Consider the following 18,097-nt stretch of genomic DNA (forward strand, 5'->3'; position numbering starts at 1 on the left):
GGCCGTGACGCGATAGGGGGGGAGGAACAGAGCCAACCTCCCCCATGACAACGACCCCGATCCCCCCAGCGGAGTCCTTTCCAGTGCCTCGCCCCGACGAGGTCCACCTGTGGGTGGTGGAGCCCGAGGCCGTGACCGAGCCCCGGCTCCTCGCCGCCTACCTGGCCCTGCTCGGCACGGACGAGCGGGAGCGGCATCAGCGCTTCCGCTTCGAGAAGCACCGCCATCAGTTCCTCGTGTCGCATGCGCTGGTGCGCGTCACCCTGTCGCGCTACGCCCCGGTGCCCGCCCAGGACTGGCGCTTCTCCACCAACGCCTACGGACGCCCGGAAGTGCTCGCGCGCGAGGGTCTGCCCCCGCTGCGCTTCAACCTGTCCCACACGGATGGCATGGCGGTGTGCGCGGTGGCGCTCGGCGTGGACGTGGGCGCGGACGTGGAGCACGCGGGGCGTCCGGGCCAGACGGTGGAGCTGGCCGAGTCCTTCTTCGCGCCCCCGGAGGTGCGGGCCCTGCGCGCGCTGCCCGCCGAACGCCAGCGCGAGCGCTTCTTCGATTACTGGACGCTCAAGGAGTCCTACATCAAGGCGCGGGGCGCGGGTTTGAGCCTGCCGTTGGATCAATTCGCCTTCCACCTGGAGCCCGGGCGCTCGCCGAGCATCTCGTTCGACCCTCGCATGGAGGACTCGCCCGAGGCGTGGCAGTTCGTGCAGGTGCGGCTGGGGGCGGAACACCCGGCGGCGGTCGCGGTGCGCCGGACCCGGGGACTGGCTCTGACGGTGCGGTGTCAGCGCACGGTGCCCCTGGGAGACGACGGGCCCGCGTGGTTCGTGCGGGCCGGGTGACTCAGGCGACGAGGTCGGGCGCCCAGCGAGTCAAATCCTCGCGCAGGGCCGCCAGCATGGCCTCGCGGGCGGTGCGCAGGAAGAAGTGCTTGCCGGGGAAGTGGCGCGAGCGGAAGTCGCTCGTCGTCAGCTCGCTCCAGCGCTCGAGATCATCGAGCGGTGCATGCGGGTCATCCAGGCCGCCATAGGCCACGATGGGGCAGCCCACCGGCGTCGGGGGCAGCACGGTGTCCGCGATGGCGAAGTCGGCGCGCAGGGACGGAAGCACCATGTCCATGAGCTCCTTGTGGGCGAAGAGCTCGGGCGGGGTGCCCTCGTACGCGCGCAGCAGCGCGATGAAGTCTGCTTCGCTCAGGTTCTCCCGGGACAGGCGCTGCCGGTGGGGCACGCCGGTGGCGGCCATCACCAGGCCGAGCGGCATCTTCGCGCACCGCTCGTGCCTGCGCTGCGCGAGCGCCAGGGCGATGCGCGTGCCCATGCTGTAGCCCAGCAGGACGAAGGGCTTGTCCAGCAGGGGCTCCAGCTCCGGCTCGAGCGCGTCCAGCATCGAGGGAATGGTCCGGATGGGCTTTTCCAGGATGCGCCGCTCACGGCCCGGAAGTTGGACGGCCACCAGTTCGATGCTCGAGGGAAGGGCCGCGCTCCAGTTGCTGTAGACGGAGGCGCCTCCGCCCGCGTACGGAAAGCAGAAGAGCCTCAGGCGTGCCTGGGGGTTGGGCTGACGGAAGGGAAACCAGGGATGGGGAGAACGGTTCACGGGACTGATGGATACCTGATTTCGTTCCGTTTTCCTTGAATTTGTGGGCCGCCGGGCCGTCCAGGACCCCGAGCCGTTCGCTCTCCCGAGGTCGCCCATGCACCGCTCCCTCCGTGCCCTGTCGTCCGCCCTGCTCGCTGGCTTCGTGTTGACCGCTTTCCAGGCCGAGGCTCGTTTTGGCAAGAGCTCCCCGCCCGAATCCTCGAAGCGGGAGGAGAAGCGGGACTCGGACACGCACGATGCCTCCGCCGTGAAAGAGGGCAGGGAGCACGCGTCCAGCCCGGTGACCCGCTCCACGCCTTCCCGCCGCTCCGAGCCGTCCCGCCGGCGCGAATCCCGTCCGCCGCCGTCGCGGAGTGACTACCAGGAGCCCTATGACACGGGCGTCGAGGTCTATTACACGCAGCCCGTCCCGGCTCCGGCGTACGTGCTCGCTCCGGCTCCCGCGTATGGGTCCACGGAGTACACGGCGCGCCGCTCCAAGAACTTCCTGTTCGGCTTCGACACGCAAGTCCTGCGCGGGGGCAGCGCCGCGGGCCTCCATGTCGGTGTGGAGGGGGAGGAGGTGGGTGCGATGTTTCGCGTGAGCGGCCTGACGCTGCGGACGGATGACGGGACCCAGGGCGAGGACAAGATCTCCGTGGTGGGCATGCACATGTCCTGGGCCGCGCTCAAGGGCCAGAACGGGCGGCTGCGGATGGAGGGCGGGTTGTCCATCGCCAAGGCGCCCGACGTCACGTTCGTGGGTCCCAGCCTGGGCCTGTCCTCGGAGTTGTACCTGCTGGATTCCCTGGCGTTGGAGGGCCGCGTCCACGTCACCCCGGTGCCCTACCGCCAGCTCGACGCGGCGGGGGGAGTCGCCTGGTACGTCCTCGGCAACGTGGTCGCCCTGCGCGGCGGCATGCGCATGCTGGTGCTGGATGATGCCGGCCAGGTGGATGGGGTCGTCCACCGGGATGTGCTGCCGGGTCCCTACGTGTCGATCGGGCTGGCGCTCTGAGGCTGCGTGGGTGGAAGGAGGGGTGGAACCCTGATGTAGGGCGCTGAGGGCCCTGGCTGGGAAGTTCCGTCCTTGTCGGGGGTCCGGGACTTCGCTATCCGCGCCCCTCATGGCGAAGAAGGACCGCTTCAAGGAACAACTCCGTCGCGCGCTGCGCCGCGATCTGTGGATCGTCCTCGTCCCCTCGATCCTGCTCGTTGGCGCGGCGTTCGCCGTCACTCTCTATTTCATCAAGCCCGCGCCACCCAAGACGCTCGTGCTCGCGGCGGCCCAGGACGAAGGCGGCTTCAACTACTTCGCCCGGAGGTACAAGGACATCCTCGCGCGCCATGGCGTCACGTTGGAGATCCGTGGCACGAAGGGCTCGCGCACCAGCCTGGACCTGCTCGCGCAGGAGCAGAGCGGGGTGGACGTGGCGTTCGTGCAGAGCGGTTCCTCCGCGGGAAGCGACAAGGGAAGCGACACGGCGGCGCGCATCGTCTCGCTCGGCGGGCTCACCCACATTCCCCTGTGGATCTTCTACCGGGGCGAGCCCATCGACGACGTGCGCGGGTTGGGTGGCAAGCGCATCGCGGTGGGCTCCATCGAGAGCGGCACCTATGCCCTGGCCCTCACGCTGCTCAAGGCCAACGGCGTGGAGAAGGCCCCCACGGAATTGTTGTCCCTCGAGCGCGACGACGCCCTCGCGAGGCTCAAGCGCGGCGAGCTCGACGCGGTGTTCCTCGTCGCCGCCGCCGAGGCCCCCTTCCTGCAGAAGCTCGCCGCGGAGCCCGGTCTGCGGCTGCTCAGCTTCGCGCGGGGCGAGGCCTATGTCCGCCGCTACCCCTACCTGTCCCGGCTGGTGCTGCCGCGAGGGGTGCTCAACCTCGCGGCGGACGTGCCCGAGCGGGACGTGGTGCTGCTCGCGCCCACGGCGAACCTGGTGGCCCGCGACTCGCTCCACCCGGCGCTCGCCTATCTGTTGTTGCGCGCCGCGAGCGAGGTGCATGGGGGGCCGGGGCTGTTGGATCGCGCCGGCGAGTTCCCCACGGCGCTCGTGGCCGACCCTCCCTTGAGCAGTGAGGCGCGCCGCTACTACCAGTCCGGCACGCCCTTCCTGCAACGCTACCTGCCGTTCTGGGCGGCCAATCTGGTGGACCGGCTCTGGCTGATGCTCGTGCCCATCATCGCCGTGCTCGTGCCCCTGGGCCGGGCGGTGCCCGCGCTGTACCAGTGGCGGGTGCGCTCGCGCATCTTCCGCTGGTACGCGCGCCTCAAGGAGATCGAGATCCAATTGGAGGAGAGCCCCGAGCGGTCCCAGCTGGAGGAGATGCTCAAGCGACTCGACGAGGCCGAGCACGCGGTGAATCACATCCCCATCCCGCTCGCGTACGCGGAGAACCTGTACTTCTTCCGCGAGCACATCGACATCGTACGCCGACGCATTGTCCGGCGGCTGACCGGGTCCTCGGAGGCCCCGGCCGTCGGCGTGTCGCTGGTGATATGAGGTCCGCGGCGTCTTCTGAAATCGTCTGGCTAGCCCACCGCGAGCGTCTCGAGGAACGCGGGGCACGGGCTCGGGAGTGGCGCGGCATTCCGGTGCGACGAGGACAGCTCCGCGAGCAATCCGTCGCGCAGCCCCCGCTTCACGGCGGTGATGCCCTCCAGTCCGAGGTGCCGCGCGCTCTGCTCCAGCAGGATGGCGCCCGCGACGATGATGTCCGCGCGCCGGGGCTCGAAGTGCTCGCGCCGCTGGGCCGGCGACATCCCGGCGAGCACCTCCACGGCACACGAGAGCTGGCCCAGGGTCGCATGTGAATCGCCCCCGGCCGCGAAGCGCACCACGGCCCGGATCGTCCCCGAGGAGCCCAGTGCCACCCGCGGCGAATCCTCGAGCGAGCAGGGGAAGGCCGTGGACAACCGCTCCTCCACGAAGCCGCGCACCTGCCGCAGCCGCGTGGGCTTCACCTCGCCCACGGTGTCGAACAGCTCCGTCAGGCGCACCGCACCCAGGGGCAGACTCCACAGCGCATCGGGCCGCTGGCCCGTGGCGAGAACGACCTCGGTGGAGCCTCCTCCCAGGTCCATCACCATCGAGCGCGTGCGCGGGGGCACGCGGTTCAGCACGCCCTGGCAGATGAGCCGCGCCTCTTCCTGGCCGCTGATCACCTCCAGGTCCAGCCCCGTCTCGGTGCGCACCCGCTGGAGGATCTCCATCCGGTTGCCCGCCTCGCGCATGGCGCTGGTGGCCACCGCTCGCACCCGGGCGTCGTGGCGCCGGCACAATGACGCATAGCGTCGCAGCGTGCCCACCAGCCGATCCGCCGTCTCCCGGGGCATCACCCCGTGCGTGAAGACGCCCTCTCCCGGACGGATGGCATCCCGCTCCTTCAGGAAGGTCTCCAACGCACCGTTGGCTCCGAAGCGGGCCAGTTCCAGGCGGGCCGCGTTGGTTCCCACATCGATGGCGGCGAAGACGGACCGGGAGGTCGAAGTAGCCATGGTCGGCGAACCCTTGGGTGAGAGGGGGCAGCGCTCTGCTCGAACCTCAAGCTAGAAGGGCTTTGTGACAGCGCCGTGGCGGAACAACGCTGTTCACCCAAAGTTTTCAAAGCGGCCGTCGATGGCCTCCCCGGGCTCCTACCGGGCGAGCGTCCAGGCGCTCGGTGTCATGGGGCGCGGCGGACGAGCTCCAGCAAGGCTTGGCGCGCGTAGCCGTCGATCCAGCCCCATGGCGTGTGGGGACTCGCGGCCCGCTGCTCGAACTCCTCGCGAGGCAGCCGCAGTAGTTCCTGGCCCGTCTGGGAGAGCGCGAGGTAGTCGCGCAGCAACCGCTTCTCCTCGCGCCGGAGGAGGACGCAGTTGCGTGCGTTGGGCGCCAGCGTGTCCTCGCGCAGCACCCGCTCGTCTTCCTCGAAGGAGGTGTCGAACCCGGCGAGCCGGGCCTCGCACGCCGCGGCCAGGGCGCCGAGCACCCGCGCCTCGTTCGCCACGCCCAGGGGCTCGATGGTCTTCGCGCCTCCGATGAGCCGGTTGGCGAGGATCATGATCTCCTCGGGCGTCGCGTGGGCGATGCGCAGGAAGGAGAACATCAGCTGGGTGGACGCGTGGTCCAGCTGGCGCGGAACCTTGAAGGGCCTCGGCGTCGTGGGCGAGGGGAGTGCCAGCAGGGACTGCTTCATGGCGGCCAGCGCGTCGCCCTCGGGAATGCCCAGGGAGAGGAAGATCTCATCCTGCTCGTTGCGCTCGGTCACGAAGCCGAAGTGCAACAACATCAGATCGTTGCTCTTGGCGCCGTAGCTGTCATGGACCTCGTCGCCCGTGGCCACGGCGTTCTGCGCCGTCATCTCGAAGAAGCGTCCATCCTCCGAGGTCTCCCAGAGCACGTCCGGCGGCCGACGGTGGTTGAGCATGTCCGCCAGCGGCACGAGGCACGGACCCAACAGGCCGCCCTTCTTCACGCCGAACAGCCGCGAGGAGACCGACAGCCGCGCCCAGACGAACTCATCGAGTGTGAAGCGCTCGTAGCCGGGGATCTTCTCGCGCAGCTGCTGGTAGTCGTTCTGGAGCGACTGGGCCTGGAACTCCAGCAGCGTCAGCTCCAGCGAGCCCTTGAGCTGGGTGCGCTCGGCCTCTCCATAGAAGAGGGGGAGGTGAGGGAAGGCCTCGGGCAGGCTGTCGAGGAACGGCGTCCAGAAGGAGCCCTCCTGGTGCCGCTCCTGGAGGAGGAAGGAGGCCAGGTATAGGTCCTCGTTGTCCGGGTTGAGTTCGGACTGGATGCGGCGGCCGATCTCCGACGTGCGCGCGAGCTCCAGGGTCAGCATGTGCGAGCGGGGCACCTGGAGCACCACCTCGCCCGGAGCGATGTCCGTCTGGGCGATCACGGAGCGTTCTCCGTTCTCCTGGCGCACGACGCGCAGCTTCGGAAAGTGGGCGCCGCCCGCCTCGAGCCAGCGCAGCAGGTTCGACAGCTTCTGCTCCGAGGCCTCGGCGGAAGTCCTCAAGTCAGAAGGCGTGGGGGAGGTCGAAGAGGGAGCGCTCATGGGACCCGGAGGCTACTCCAGACCGGGCTTCGAGGGGCACGCTTCGTCTACCCCTCCTCGGCTAACTCTCCTCGGAATCGTTCTTCGGACTCAGGCGTCCGCGTACCGGCTGCGTGCCTCCACGAGCGTGTCCGCGTCCAACAGTACCGCCGCCTTTTCCTGCGCGGAGAGCTGCGACGCGGCGCCCTCGAACAGCTTGCGGCGGGCCGAGTCGAGCATGGGCGAGGAGAGCTCCGCGCCCGGCGAGGACTCCAGCAGGGCCAGGTGCAGCGCATGCGCGCGGGCATCCTTCAACACCCGCTCCAGCCCGTCCTCCACCGGCTCCATCTCGCGCGCGGCGAGCTCCTGGGCCCGGGTCAGGACCTCGGGGGGCTCGGACTCCTCGGGGATGAGGAACAGGCCGAGTCGCGAGGCCCATGCACCCAGGGACGCGCGCGACGTCCACACGGACAGGGGAATGGACAGCAGCAGTCCCGCCACCACCGGCGCCAGCCACCACAAGAGCCCCGGGTTGATCGCGAACGCCAGGGCCGCCACGCCCACGCCCACGGCGGTGTGCACCGCGTGGCGCCGCGCCGCCTCCGCCCACGGCAGGGCCTCGTCGTCCCGCTGCTGGCTCGACCAGGACACCCGGTAGCCGAGGATCGTCCCGAAGACGAAGTGGGACTGGAAGAGCATCATCACCGGCGCGAGCAGCGTGGACACGGCGCTCTCCACGAGCATGCTCAGCACCAGCCGCGCCCGGCCACCCATGCGCGCCGCCTGCTCCCGGTCCACCAGCGCGAGCACGAGCCCGAACACCTTGGGCAGCATCAGCATGCCCAGGGACACCGTCATCAGCCGCAGCGCGCCCTGCGTGTCGAAGTCGGCTTCATCGGCGAAGGGGGCGAACTGCTCCAGCAGCTCGTCCGTCCCCAGGAAGCGATCGCTCAGCGCCGCCGCGAGTCCCGCACCGAGGAACAGCAGCCACAGGGGCGAGGCCACGTAGGACATGACGCCCATGAGGAAGTGCCCTCGGCTCGATGGGTGCAGTCCGCCCGCCAGCACCAGCCGCAGGTGCTGCAGGTTGCCTTGGCACCAGCGCCGGTCCCGCTGCGCGTACGCGAGCAGGTGGGGCGGGCTCTGCTCGTAGCTGCCGCCCAGCTCCGGCACCAGCCACACCGTGTAGCCCGCGCGCCGCATCAGCGCCGCCTCCACGAAGTCGTGGCTGAGGATGTGGCCGCCAAAGGGCTGCTGTCCCGGCAGCACCGGCAGCCCACAGTGCTCGGTGAAGGCCGCCACGCGCAGGATGGCGTTGTGGCCCCAGTAGTTGGACTCGCCCAGTTGCCAAGCCGCGGAACCCGCGGCCACCACCGGCCCGTACACGCGGCCCGCGAACTGCTGCAGCCGGGCGAAGAGCGTGGTGCTCCCCACGCACAGGGGCGGCGCCTGGAGGATGCCCACGCGCGGGTTGAGCTCCATGAGCCGCGCCATGCGCACCAGCGTGTCGCCCGCCATGAGGCTGTCGGCGTCCAGCACCACCATGAAGTCGTAGCGGCGGCCCCAGCGCTCGCAGAAGTCCGCCAGGTTGCCCGCCTTCTTGCCCGTGTTGTCCGAGCGCCGGCGGTAGAAGATGCGCCCCTGGCCGCCCACGCGGCGGCACAGGTCCGCCCATGCCAGCTCCTCGGCCACCCACGCCTCCGAGCGCGTGGAGTCGCTCAGCACATAGAAGTCGAAGGACTCCAGCCGCCCCGTGGCCACCACGGACTCATAGGTGGCCTGCAGGTTCGCGAAGACCGAGGCGGGATCCTCGTTGTGGATGGGCATCACCACCGCGGTGCGGCGCGTGAGCGGCGCCTCTTCTTCCCCGGCCTCCGGCCAGCGCAACCCCGGCGGCCTCTTTCCGGACGCGAGCTGGAGGAAGCCCGCCACCGCCGCCCAGAAGGAGAGGGCGATCCAGGCGAAGCACAGGGTGAAGAGCCCGAGCATCGCCCACTCGGAGACGGAGGTGCCATGGACGCTCAACAGCCGCGACATCTCCCACGTCGCGGCGAGCGTGGACAGCGCGGCGGGAACGAGGACTCCCGCCCGCCGGAGCCCGGCCGTCGCGGGTGAGAAGGAATGCGCGTGCATGGAAGCTCCGGTGGGGTGCTAGCGGGAAACGGAGACGCCGGGCTCGCCCGCGCGCCACCAGCGGCGGAAGAGCTCACCCAGGGGCGAGAGCACCACCTGCTGCTCGGGCATCGTCGTGGGCATCGGCCGCGGCGCGGGCACCGGCACCGACGTCCTCAGCGCCCGCGTCTGCTCGAGCGACAGCGCACCCGGCCCCATCGTGATGACCCGCGCGCCCCAGTTCGCTCCATCGCACAGCACGAACGCCGCGCGGCCCCGGGCCAGCGGCGAGCCGCTTCCCGCGTGCGCCGGGCCGAGCACCGCCGTCAGCCACGCCTCCATGCGCGCCCGGGCGATGGCCACGGCCTCGCGGGGATTCACGCTCCTCATGTCGAGCGCCCACGTGGCCAGACGCGCCAGATCCTCGTCCGAGGTGAAGCCGAAGGTGCGGAAGAAGGAGTCGAGCGCCACGCGCGTCTCGGCGTGGAGGGAGTAGCCGGACGGGGAGGAGGGGGCGGTGAAGGTCTGCGTCATCACGGTGTCCACGGGTAGCTCCAGGTCTCGGTAAGGGTTTGGGATCCGCTACGAAGGAAGCAGCGCAGCTCGGCCGGGGTGTTTCCCTCCGGCACCAGCTCGAAGGTGGCGCGCCAGCCGCCGGTGGCCTCGTTGCGCTGGGCGGTGGGCAGCAGGACGCGGCCCGAGGAGGTGGTGACCACGGCCTCCACCGGCGCCTGGAGCTCCGCGCCTTCGCCGCGCGAGAAGTCGAGGACGAAGCGCCGGGCTCCGGGCGTGCTGCCCTGGGCGATGCGCGTGGCGGTGGTGAGGGCCTCGCGGGGCTTCTCGGGCGAGCCGCTGCCCCAGGTCAGCTTCCAGGCCAGGCGCAGCTCCGCCCCCGCCGTGAAGGGCTTCTCGGGCACCCAGTAGGCGACGATGTTGTCGTCGATCTCCTGGTGCGTGGGGATCTCCACCAGCTGCACCGCGCCCCGGCCCCAGTCGCCCACCGGCTCCACCCAGACGCTCGGGCGCTTGTCGTAGCGCGCTTCCAGGTCCTCATAGTCGCGGAAGTCCTGGTCGCGCTGCATCAGGCCGAAGCCGCGCAGGCCCTCCACCTGGAAGCTGGACACGCTCAGGTGGGCGGGGTTCTGCAGCGGGCGCCACAGGTGCTCGCCGTTCTTCATCCACAACACGAGCCCGTCCGAGTCGTGCACCTCGGGCCGGAAGTCGTCGAGGGTGCCCCGGTCGTTCTCGCCGAAGAGGTACATGCTGGTGAGCGGCGCCACGCCCAGCCGCTTCACCGCCTTGCGCGCGTGCAGCTGCGCCTCCACCTCCATTACCGTGCGCTCGCCCGGGATGATGACGAAGCGGTAGGCCCCCGTGACGCTCGGGCTGTCCATCAGCGCGTGCACCACGACGCGATCCGCGCCCGGCGCCGGCTTCTCCATCCAGAACTCGCGGAAGTGGGGGAACTCCTCGCCCTCGGGCAGCGCGGTGTCGATCGCCAGCCCCCGCGCCGACAGCCCGTACACGTTGCCGCGCCCCAGGGCCCGGAAGTAGCTGGCCCCGAGGAAGACCACCAGCTCGTCGAAGTACTCCGCCCGGTTGAGCGGATGGGACAGCCGGAAGCCCGCGAAGCCCGCGATGGGCGAGTCCGGCAGCCCCTTCACCAGCGGTCCGTAGCTGAAGAGCTCGGGCGAGAAGCGGATCGGCTCCGCGCGGCCCGCGTCCACCTCGTGCATCGGAATGGGCGACGTATAGAAGAAGCCCGGGGCGAAGAACTGCGCCTGGAAGGGCAGCTCCGCGTCGCGCCACCGCGCCTTCTCCGGGCGGAAGCGGATGTCGCGGTACTGGTCATACGTGAGCTGCGCGTAGGCCGGCGGGAGCGAGGCCACGGGCTTCTGGTAGGGCTCGAGGGCCAGCTTCCGCGCCCGCTCGCGCACGGTGTCCGGGCCGAAGGAGGAGGCGGCGGTGCGGGGTCCGGCACAGGCCACCAGCGTCCACATCATCCCGAGTGCACAGGCGCTTCGCGCCCACATCGTTGACTTCACTCCGGCGCTCCTCCTGGAAAAGGGTGTCGGTGGCTCGACACCGGCCGGGGTTAAGCAGCCCGCGTGCCAGCCGAGCTGCTTCCTCCAGGTCTCCAGGAATTTCGCGGGTTTCTCCGCCTCTCAGCGGGGATGACTGTTGCTGGGCAAACGATTTCACGCACTTGGCGTGAGGCTGGTCGGACGGGTGGGGAGCCGGGGAACAAGGGGGGTGGGGAGCATGGGAACAGGACGGGAACAGGCCCTGTCCCTTTGCTCCACAGTGTTCAGGGGATGACGAGTAGGGGCGTGTCGTCCAACACGAGCGGCGAGGTGGTGCCGTCGGCACCCCAGAACTCCCATTCGGCCGGAGAAGGGACCAGGCGCCGGTAGCCCATGTCGTAGTCCCACGTCGTGACGTACACCTTGACGCCCCGCAGGTCCGTGAGTCCGTCGAGCGCCTCGCCCGACACGGTGAGCACGACGGTGTTCGCGGCCTTGTCCACGGAGAGGGAGGCGGTGGGGCTCAGGGGGGTGCCTTCCTGGGTGGCCGAGGCGCCCCGGGTATCGAACAGGGTGTTGGACCAGCCGTGGACGCGCAGGCGGTAGTCCCAGTCCATGCCCGTGGGCAGCGAGGCGTTCTGCTGCGGCATCACCGTGAGGCCCGTGCGGCCGGGCACGTCGAGGAAGACGGTGAAGGCCACGTGGTCGAAGCCGTTCTGGGGGTTCCACACGGTGGTGACGGTCTTCGTCTGGAGGGCGATCCGCAGCACCGTGTCCGAGCCCAGCAGGGTGACGCGACGCAGGTCTCCCTGGTGGTTGTCACCCCAGCTCGAGTCGGTGGGGTAGTGGTAGGTGCCCGAGGGGCCCACGTCATCGCCCTCGGGGTCCTCGTGGGTGAGCAGCGGCGTGAAGACGCGGGACACGCGGAAGGTCCACGTGCCGGAGAGCACGCGGGCGTCTCCGGCCCACGCCACGAGCGAGTGCTGGAGGGATGCGTCCACCATGCCGGTGGTGCTCACGCGGGTGCTCCAGGTGCCATCGGGTTTCACCGTCACCGGCTGCGTCCGCGCGAGTGCCCCGTCCACCACCCATTGGAAGGAGGACACGCCCACCGCGCTGCCGGACAGCTCGAAGTCCCCGGGCACGGTGCCGCCACTCGCCTGGGTGACGGTGACGCGCGCGGGCTCCGGCGTCACGGGGCGCGTCTGGTCCGAGGGCAGGAAGACGCGGGCCGCGCGCGGAGGGAGGTTCAGCGAGAGCCGTCCGCCCGGGCCCACCTGGACCGCTTCGGCCTCGGGGTCCAGGCCCGCGCCCAGCTCGAGCACGCGTCCCTCGGGCAGGCCCGTGGGCAGGTTGTCCAGCAGCATCCGCTCGTCCGCGGTGTTGAAGATGACGAAGGCCACCTGCCCCTCGTGCTCCATCTGGTAGGCGAACACACCCGCGCGCACCTCGTTGTGCCGCAGCACCGTGGGCGTGCCCCGGCGGAAGACGGCGTGGGCCTTGCGCAGCGCCGTCAGCTCGCGGATGAGGCCGTACAGCGGCGCCGAGGTGTCGAAGCGATCCCTTCCCCCGGAGCCGAAGCCCGCCTGGAACATGGCGCCGCGCTGCTCGGTGAATCCCTGCTCGGTGCCGTAATAGAGGACGGGGATGCCCGGCACCGTCATCATGAAGAGCAGGGCCTGGCGCAGCGCCGCCTCCGAGCCTCCCTTGAGGAAGCGATCCACGTCGTGGTTGTCCAGGATGGTGGGCATCAGGTGTGGTCGCGCGAACACCTCGCGCGAGTGCTCCAGCCGGTGCGCGAGCTGCGCGGTGGGCCGTCCCCGGGCGAAGACGTCCCCCGAGGTGGCGTAGAGCGGGAAGTGGATCATGCCCGGCAGCAGCGGCTCGCCCGTGGACTCCTCCGTCATGTACGAGGCGATCTTCCGCGACGCCGTGTCCTCGAAGGGCTTGTCGGTGGCGTAGCCCTCGCCGAACGCGAGGAAGTCCGCCTTGCCCAGGCTCCTGGCCACCGGGAGCACGCCCGGGTGGGCCTCGTCCGTCGAGTACAGGAAGTCCTTGAAGGTGGCCTGGGGCACGTAGAAGGCGGTGTCCACGCGGAAGCCATCCACGCCCGCCTCGCGGATCCAATGCGTGTAGCTGTCCTTGAGCGCCGCGAGCACGGCCGGGTTCTCGGTGTTGAGATCGTCCAGGTCGGACAACTGCCAGTTCAGCTCCTGGTCGCGCACCCCGTAGTCGCGGATGGAGGGCGTCCAATGGAAGAGGTTCGCCTGCCGGTGGGCGGGATTCGTCGGATCCCACTGCTGGAACGCGGCCTGTGAGGGGCCGCACGCGGGCTTCGCGCCGGTGTTGAGCCGCACGTGGGCCGACACGTCCGAAGGGTCGTACTGGGTGTAGGTGAAGCAGTTGGCCATGTGGTTGAGGACGATGTCCTGCACCAGGTACATGCCCCGGCCGTGCAGACCCCGGGACAGGCGCTGGTAGTCCTCGAGCGTGCCCAGATGCGCATCCACCCGGGTGAAGTCCCGCGCCCAGTAGCCGTGGTAGCCGCCGTAGTTCACGAGCGGGTCCCACCACTGGTTGGCCACGGGCGGGGTGATCCACACGGCCGTGGCGCCCAGGCCCTGGATGTAGTCGAGCCGCCCGAGCAGCCCCTTCAGGTCCCCTCCGCTGTAGCGCGCCCCATCCGCCGGGCCGAACTCACCCGCTCCCTGGTCATCATTGGCGGGGTCCCCATTGGCAAACCGGTCCGTCATGACGAAGTACAGGATCTGATCCCGCCAGTCCGGAGAGGGCACCTGCAACAGGTCCTCGGGCGGCGGGGCGGGGGGCTGGGGCTCCTCGGAGGGAGGCGGCGTGGGCGGCGGAGAGGGATCGGGGTCGGACCGGCAGGCGAGGATCACAGCCACCCACACGGGAAACAGCCGCTTCGAGGCTCGGGAGTGCATGGCGCCCAGCCTACGCCCGTGGCGAAACGCCCCATGCGGCGTTCTTCCACGCCGCACCCCTTGCGTCAGGCTCCCGTAAATAAGGGTGTCCTTCCTCGCGCGCCTCGTGGGAAGATACCTGGCACGCAACGGCACGAATTCTGCTAAATCGATTCATGGAAGGACTCCATGGCCGTCACGCACACTCCTCCGGTGTCAGCGCAGCACAAAGACTCCTCGAACACGGGCTCGCGAGGTGATCGGCGATCGCGTCGGGATCAGCTGGGGGGCGCGGTGCCGCGTGTCGTGGTGATGGAGAACCTGCGCGAGCGCGGCCACTTCCTCCAGGAGCGGCTGGTCCAGGAGCGCTTCGAGGTGGGCATGCTGGAGGACGCGCGAGGCGCGCTCCAGTGGCTCTCCGAGGGGCTGGTTCCACGGCGGGGCTCCGACGTGGAGCTGCTCATCTGCAACGCGCGGATGTTGGGGGACTCGGGACTGGACCTGCTCGCGCGCTGGTGCGCGGCGCATCCACATGTCCCCGTGCTCCTGGTGAGCGCCTTCACCAACGCGAAGCTGCGGGCGCGGATGGCGCGCATCCCCGGCGGCGTCGTGCTCGATCAGGACTTCTCCGTGGAGGACGTGCGCGCCACGGCGGTGTCGATGGTGGAGACCTCCGTCACTTCGTAGAGCTCCAGCGGCAGGCCGTCCGGGTCGGCGAAGAAGGTGAAGCGCTTGCCCGTATACTCGTCCACCCGGATGGGTTCGGTGGCCACGCCGCGCCGGCCCAGTTCCACCACCACGGCGTCGACATCTGGCACGGCGAACGCCAGGTGGCGCAGGCCCCGCGCCTCGGGCCGGGTCGGGCGCGGTGGCGGGTTGGGAAAGGAGAACAGCTCCAACTGCACGCCCGGGCTGACCTCCAGATCCAGCTTCCACGAGTCGCGCGCCTCCCGGTACACCTCCCGGATGATTCGCAGGCCCAAGAGCTCGCTGTAGAACGCCTTGGAGCGCGCGTAGTCCGAGCAGATCAAGGCGACATGGTGGAGGGCGGGCAGCAGCGGTGTCATGCCCCTCAGCCTGACAGGACGCGCGGTGAGGAGCCAGGGAAGCCCCGGGGAAACCAGGGGGTGACCCCTCCGAGCCCCCTGGAGAATGTCGGCGGCTCACGTAGACTGCGGCCGCGGAGCCGGGGGGGGCATTCCTCTCGGCCGAGGAGACCTGACGATGTTCTCGAGATGGACCGTGGGCCGGCAGTTCATGGTGGGCTTGATCCTGTTGGCGATGATGGTCGGAACCTTCGTGTTCCTGACCCGCGTCCGCGTTCAGACCTTCTCGGGGGCGGCGGCGCTCGTGGCGACCAGTCAGAAGACGCTTCGGCAACTGGAGCGCGTCCTCGCCAGCTTCAAGGACGCGGACGCGGCGCACCGCGACTACCTCACCTCCGGCAGCGCGGCCTCGGCGGAGTCCTTCCAGCAGGCGAAGAACGCGCTGGAAGCGGAGTTCACCGCCCTGTCGGTCTCCCCGGATGCCGAGCAGCAGAAGCGCCTCAAGTCGTTGCAGGACCTCGTCGCCCAGGAAGCCACGCGGATGAGCGAGAGCCTCGAGGCGCGCCGCGCCCAGGGCTCCGTGGACTCTCCCTCCGCCAGCAATGCCCAGAGCCGCCAGCGTCTGGAGCGCGTGCGCGACGCCGTGACGAAGGCGCGCGATGAGGAGGAGAAGCTGCTGAGCAAGAACGAGCTGCGGCAGGAAGAGGAGCTGAGCGCCTTCGGCACGTTCTTCTGGTTCGACGGGCTCGGCATCCTGGTCGTCATCGTCGTGACCGCGCTGCTCATCGGCCGCACCCTGGAGCGCAAGCTGCAGACGGCCATCGCCCAGGTGCAGAACTCCTCGGCGGAGCTGCACTCGGCGGCCTCCCAGCAGGTGACGGGCGCGCGCGAGCAGGCCTCCGCCACCACGGAGATCTCCACCACCGTCAAGGAACTCTTGTCCACCTCGCGGCAGATCGCCTCCAGCGCCCAGCAGGTGTCGCGCGTGGCGGACGAGACCGCGGGCGCGGCGCGCCAGGGCAACGACACCGTGCAGCGCTCCCAGGAGGCCATCGACGCGGTGCGCCGCCAGGTGGACGCCGTCGTCACCCACATGCTGGAGCTGGGCAAGCGCTCGCAGGAGATCGGCGGCATCCTGGACATCATCAACGAGCTGTCCGAGCAGACGAACATCCTCGCCATCAACGCCACCATCGAGAGCGCGGGCGCGGGCGAGCACGGCCGGCGCTTCGCCGTGGTGGCCGAGGAGATCCGCAAGCTGGCGGACCGCGTGGGCGGCGCCACCAAGGACATCCGCGCCCTCATCGATGAAATCCGCGCCGCCTCCAACACCACCATCATGGCCACCGAGGACGGCTCCAAGGCCGTTCAGAGCAGCGCCAAGCAGTTCTCCGAGGTGGCCGGCAGCTTCCGCCGCATCTCCGAGCTGGTGCGCACCAACCTGGACGTGGTGCGGGAGATCGAGCTGAGCACCCAGCAGCAGACGACGGCGGTGGAGCAGGTGAACATCGCCATCCTCGAGGTGGCGCAGACGGCCCAGCAGTCCGAGGTCAGCTCCTCGACGACGCTGCAGACGGCCAACCGGCTCTCGCAGCTGTCCCAGCAGCTCACCGCCATCCTCGACTCGCGCGCCTCCGCCTGAGTCAGGCCGCGAACAGCTCGTCGAGCCCGCGCAGCAGGCCCTCGCCCGGGGCCCGCCCGCGCCTGTCCAGCAGCCAGGCGCGCATGCCCACCCGCCGCGCGCCTTCCACGCACTCGGGCCGATCGTCGACGAAGAGGCAGTCCTCCACGCGCTGGCCGAGCGCGCGCGCCATGGCCTGGTAGGCCTCGGGCGCGGGCTTGGCGGTGCCCAGCATGGCCGCCGACAAGGACGCGTCCACGAGCGGCGCCAGGCCCAGCCACTCCAGCGAGCCCGGCAGATCGATCAACGTGAAGTTGGACAGCACGCCCACCCGGTAGCCCAGGCGCCGCGCCTGTTCGAGCGCCGGGCGCGCGTCCGCGAAGGCCTTCAGCGTCCGGCGGGGGTCGAAGCGCAGCAGCTGGTCGCGCACCGTCTCGTCCAGGCCCCTCGCGGCGCAGAGCTGCGCCCAGAACGCGTCCCAGAAGGCCCGTTCGCTCGCGGCGCAGGTGACGGTCCGCCCGGAACGGGGCGCCCACTCCCGCAGGTGGGCGCCAAGCTGTTCGAGCCCGAAGGGCAGCAGCGGCCCCAGCTCCCGGCTCGCGCGCTCCAGGTCGAACTCGGCGAGCACTCCATCCCGATCGAAGATGACCGCGCCCTTCATGCCGCCTGCTCCAGTCCCTTGAGGGCGTCGTGGATCTGCTCCTCGGTGATGAGCGCGGAGCCCGTGCGGCGCCGCAGCCGATCCACCCAGGTGTAGGTCATCTCCTGGATGGCGGAACGGAAGGCGGGCGGGGCGGACTCCACGCACGTGCGGTAGTCGGCGAGCACGTGCTTCACGGTGCCGGGCACGCCCACCTCGCGCAGGGCCTGGTACACGGGGCGGTAGAGCCGTTCGATGGTGGGATTGGTGTGCGCGGGCATCTTGTGCACCGCCACCGCGGACGAGCCCGTCATGGCCCGGCAGACCCGCCACAGGTTGGCCACGTCGGCGCGCAGGTGGGGGTAGCGGGCGAGCGTCACCAGCAGGGGCCGCGTCACCGCGCCCATCAACACGTCGTCGTTCTCGCCCTCGCTGCGCCGGTCCTCGAGGATGTTCACCAGGTCGTCCACGTCCTGGAAGATGCGGCCGAAGGCCTGGTGCATGCTCAGCGGCGCTGGTGCGTGCCCGTTGAGCAGCAGCGCCGTGTCCAGCCCGAAGCTCACCCCCAGCGTGTTCTCGTGGTAGCGGTTGTCGAGCCACCGCTCGAACATCCCCTCCGTGGGGTAGAGGTTCTGCCGCTCCCAGAGCTGCAGCGCGTACAGCTCGGTGAACAAGCGCAGGGTGCAATCGAGCAGACGGGGATCCGCGCGCGCGGCCTCCTGGGTCGCCAGCGCCACCAGCGAGCCCACGAAGGGCGTGGTGCTGATCTCCCCGAAGCGCAGCGCGAACGTCCGCCGCCCCGAGCGCATGGGCGTGCGATCCACCGTGTCGTCCACGGTGGCGCACGTCTCCATGCTGAGGATGAGCGCCGGCAGGAAGCGGCGGTGCACGGGCTGGATGCCGCCCGAGGCCTCCGCCATGCACAAGAACATGAGGGGCAGCAGCATGAACGACGGCTGGGCGTTGTCGCGCACCACCGTGTCGTAGAAGGGCCGCAGGGCCTCGGGCACCGCCAGCGCGTGGAGCGCGCTGCGTGCCTCCTCGACGAGCGGCACGAACTTCTCGCGCCGGCGCGCGAAGAGGCCCTGGAACATCTGGGGGTACTGCAGCGGCACCAGTTCATTCATGAC

The 18,097-nt window shown here is 70.1% G+C and carries 15 protein-coding genes; 5 read left to right on the plus strand and 10 right to left on the minus strand.

The window, feature by feature from the left end; genetic code table 11:
* Positions 1 to 83 precede the first annotated feature (83 nt).
* A complete protein-coding gene (locus MEBOL_RS34040; protein ID WP_281256610.1) occupies positions 84 to 842 on the plus strand; it encodes a 4'-phosphopantetheinyl transferase family protein in 759 nt (252 codons plus the stop codon).
* 1 nt (position 843) lies between these two features.
* Here the strand turns inward: MEBOL_RS34040 and MEBOL_RS34045 are convergent, their stop codons facing one another.
* The gene (locus MEBOL_RS34045) at positions 844 to 1,599 is read right to left on the minus strand and encodes a thioesterase II family protein (protein ID WP_245919100.1); all 756 of its coding nucleotides are present in this window, start codon (positions 1,597 to 1,599) and stop codon (positions 844 to 846) included.
* A 97-nt stretch (positions 1,600 to 1,696) separates the two neighbouring features.
* Here MEBOL_RS34045 and MEBOL_RS34050 point away from each other — a divergent pair, with 97 nt between their 5' ends.
* Both MEBOL_RS34050 and MEBOL_RS34055 read left to right on the plus strand, forming a co-directional pair.
* Positions 1,697 to 2,599 (plus strand): hypothetical protein, encoded by a 903-nt coding sequence (locus MEBOL_RS34050; protein ID WP_095981331.1) that lies wholly within the window; start codon positions 1,697 to 1,699, stop codon positions 2,597 to 2,599.
* 109 nt (positions 2,600 to 2,708) lie between these two features.
* Positions 2,709 to 4,085 (plus strand): TAXI family TRAP transporter solute-binding subunit, encoded by a 1,377-nt coding sequence (locus tag MEBOL_RS34055; protein ID WP_095981332.1) that lies wholly within the window; start codon positions 2,709 to 2,711, stop codon positions 4,083 to 4,085.
* A gap of 29 nt (positions 4,086 to 4,114) precedes the next feature.
* Here MEBOL_RS34055 and MEBOL_RS34060 read toward each other — a convergent pair whose 3' ends face one another.
* The 6 genes from MEBOL_RS34060 to MEBOL_RS34085 form a co-directional block, all read right to left on the minus strand.
* Entirely contained in the window at positions 4,115 to 5,080 is a 966-nt protein-coding gene (locus MEBOL_RS34060) for a Ppx/GppA phosphatase family protein (protein WP_095981333.1), read from the minus strand.
* Between the two features lie 167 nt (positions 5,081 to 5,247).
* A complete protein-coding gene (locus MEBOL_RS34065; protein WP_095981334.1) occupies positions 5,248 to 6,621 on the minus strand; it encodes an SET domain-containing histone-lysine N-methyltransferase in 1,374 nt (457 codons plus the stop codon).
* A gap of 90 nt (positions 6,622 to 6,711) precedes the next feature.
* Positions 6,712 to 8,733: a glucans biosynthesis glucosyltransferase MdoH gene (mdoH, locus tag MEBOL_RS34070; RefSeq protein WP_095981335.1), complete on the minus strand. Its 2,022-nt coding sequence runs from the start codon at positions 8,731 to 8,733 to the stop codon at positions 6,712 to 6,714.
* A gap of 18 nt (positions 8,734 to 8,751) precedes the next feature.
* Positions 8,752 to 9,258 carry a hypothetical protein gene (locus MEBOL_RS34075; protein ID WP_095981336.1) on the minus strand — a complete coding sequence of 169 codons (507 nt, stop codon included), beginning with the start codon at positions 9,256 to 9,258 and terminating at the stop codon, positions 8,752 to 8,754.
* Positions 9,246 to 10,757 carry an OpgD/OpgG family glucan biosynthesis protein gene (locus tag MEBOL_RS34080; protein WP_425437577.1) on the minus strand — a complete coding sequence of 504 codons (1,512 nt, stop codon included), beginning with the start codon at positions 10,755 to 10,757 and terminating at the stop codon, positions 9,246 to 9,248. The genes MEBOL_RS34075 and MEBOL_RS34080 overlap by 13 nt, the downstream gene beginning before the upstream one ends.
* A 263-nt stretch (positions 10,758 to 11,020) precedes the next feature.
* Positions 11,021 to 13,681 (minus strand): alpha-amylase family glycosyl hydrolase, encoded by a 2,661-nt coding sequence (locus tag MEBOL_RS34085; protein ID WP_095981338.1) that lies wholly within the window; start codon positions 13,679 to 13,681, stop codon positions 11,021 to 11,023.
* A gap of 168 nt (positions 13,682 to 13,849) precedes the next feature.
* Between MEBOL_RS34085 and MEBOL_RS34090 the strand changes: the two genes are divergently transcribed.
* Positions 13,850 to 14,347 carry a DNA-binding transcriptional response regulator gene (locus MEBOL_RS34090; RefSeq protein ID WP_095981339.1) on the plus strand — a complete coding sequence of 166 codons (498 nt, stop codon included), beginning with the start codon at positions 13,850 to 13,852 and terminating at the stop codon, positions 14,345 to 14,347.
* Here the strand turns inward: MEBOL_RS34090 and gloA2 are convergent.
* A complete protein-coding gene (gene gloA2 / locus MEBOL_RS34095; RefSeq protein ID WP_095981340.1) occupies positions 14,278 to 14,727 on the minus strand; it encodes an SMU1112c/YaeR family gloxylase I-like metalloprotein in 450 nt (149 codons plus the stop codon). The genes MEBOL_RS34090 and gloA2 overlap by 70 nt on opposite strands.
* Before the next feature lie 157 nt (positions 14,728 to 14,884).
* Between gloA2 and MEBOL_RS34100 the strand changes: the two genes are divergently transcribed.
* Positions 14,885 to 16,348, plus strand: a complete 1,464-nt coding sequence (locus tag MEBOL_RS34100; RefSeq protein ID WP_095981341.1) for a HAMP domain-containing methyl-accepting chemotaxis protein — start codon at positions 14,885 to 14,887, stop codon at positions 16,346 to 16,348.
* A 1-nt stretch (position 16,349) separates the two neighbouring features.
* On the opposite strand, the gene MEBOL_RS34105 is transcribed toward MEBOL_RS34100, so the two are convergent.
* The gene (locus MEBOL_RS34105; protein WP_095981342.1) at positions 16,350 to 16,988 is read right to left on the minus strand and encodes an HAD family hydrolase; all 639 of its coding nucleotides are present in this window, start codon (positions 16,986 to 16,988) and stop codon (positions 16,350 to 16,352) included.
* Positions 16,985 to 18,094 carry an isoprenoid biosynthesis enzyme family protein gene (locus MEBOL_RS34110; protein ID WP_095981343.1) on the minus strand — a complete coding sequence of 370 codons (1,110 nt, stop codon included), beginning with the start codon at positions 18,092 to 18,094 and terminating at the stop codon, positions 16,985 to 16,987. Before MEBOL_RS34110 ends, MEBOL_RS34105 begins: the two co-directional genes overlap by 4 nt.
* Positions 18,095 to 18,097: the final 3 nt, after the last annotated feature.

This window comes from Melittangium boletus DSM 14713 (assembly GCF_002305855.1).
GTDB classification, from domain to species: Bacteria; Myxococcota; Myxococcia; order Myxococcales; family Myxococcaceae; genus Cystobacter; species Cystobacter boletus.

Excerpts from the sequence above, each read along its gene's own strand:
- MEBOL_RS34090 (WP_095981339.1), top strand. The coding sequence starts at position 13,850 with ATGGCCGTCACGCACACTCCTCCGGTGTCAGCGCAGCACAAAGACTCC.
- MEBOL_RS34065 (WP_095981334.1), bottom strand. The coding sequence starts at position 6,621 with ATGAGCGCTCCCTCTTCGACCTCCCCCACGCCTTCTGACTTGAGGACT.
- MEBOL_RS34105 (WP_095981342.1), bottom strand. The coding sequence starts at position 16,988 with ATGAAGGGCGCGGTCATCTTCGATCGGGATGGAGTGCTCGCCGAGTTC.
- gloA2 (WP_095981340.1), bottom strand. The coding sequence starts at position 14,727 with ATGACACCGCTGCTGCCCGCCCTCCACCATGTCGCCTTGATCTGCTCG.
- MEBOL_RS34055 (WP_095981332.1), top strand. The coding sequence starts at position 2,709 with ATGGCGAAGAAGGACCGCTTCAAGGAACAACTCCGTCGCGCGCTGCGC.
- mdoH (WP_095981335.1), bottom strand. The coding sequence starts at position 8,733 with ATGCACGCGCATTCCTTCTCACCCGCGACGGCCGGGCTCCGGCGGGCG.
- MEBOL_RS34060 (WP_095981333.1), bottom strand. The coding sequence starts at position 5,080 with ATGGCTACTTCGACCTCCCGGTCCGTCTTCGCCGCCATCGATGTGGGA.
- MEBOL_RS34050 (WP_095981331.1), top strand. The coding sequence starts at position 1,697 with ATGCACCGCTCCCTCCGTGCCCTGTCGTCCGCCCTGCTCGCTGGCTTC.
- MEBOL_RS34100 (WP_095981341.1), top strand. The coding sequence starts at position 14,885 with ATGTTCTCGAGATGGACCGTGGGCCGGCAGTTCATGGTGGGCTTGATC.
- MEBOL_RS34085 (WP_095981338.1), bottom strand. The coding sequence starts at position 13,681 with ATGCACTCCCGAGCCTCGAAGCGGCTGTTTCCCGTGTGGGTGGCTGTG.
- MEBOL_RS34110 (WP_095981343.1), bottom strand. The coding sequence starts at position 18,094 with ATGAATGAACTGGTGCCGCTGCAGTACCCCCAGATGTTCCAGGGCCTC.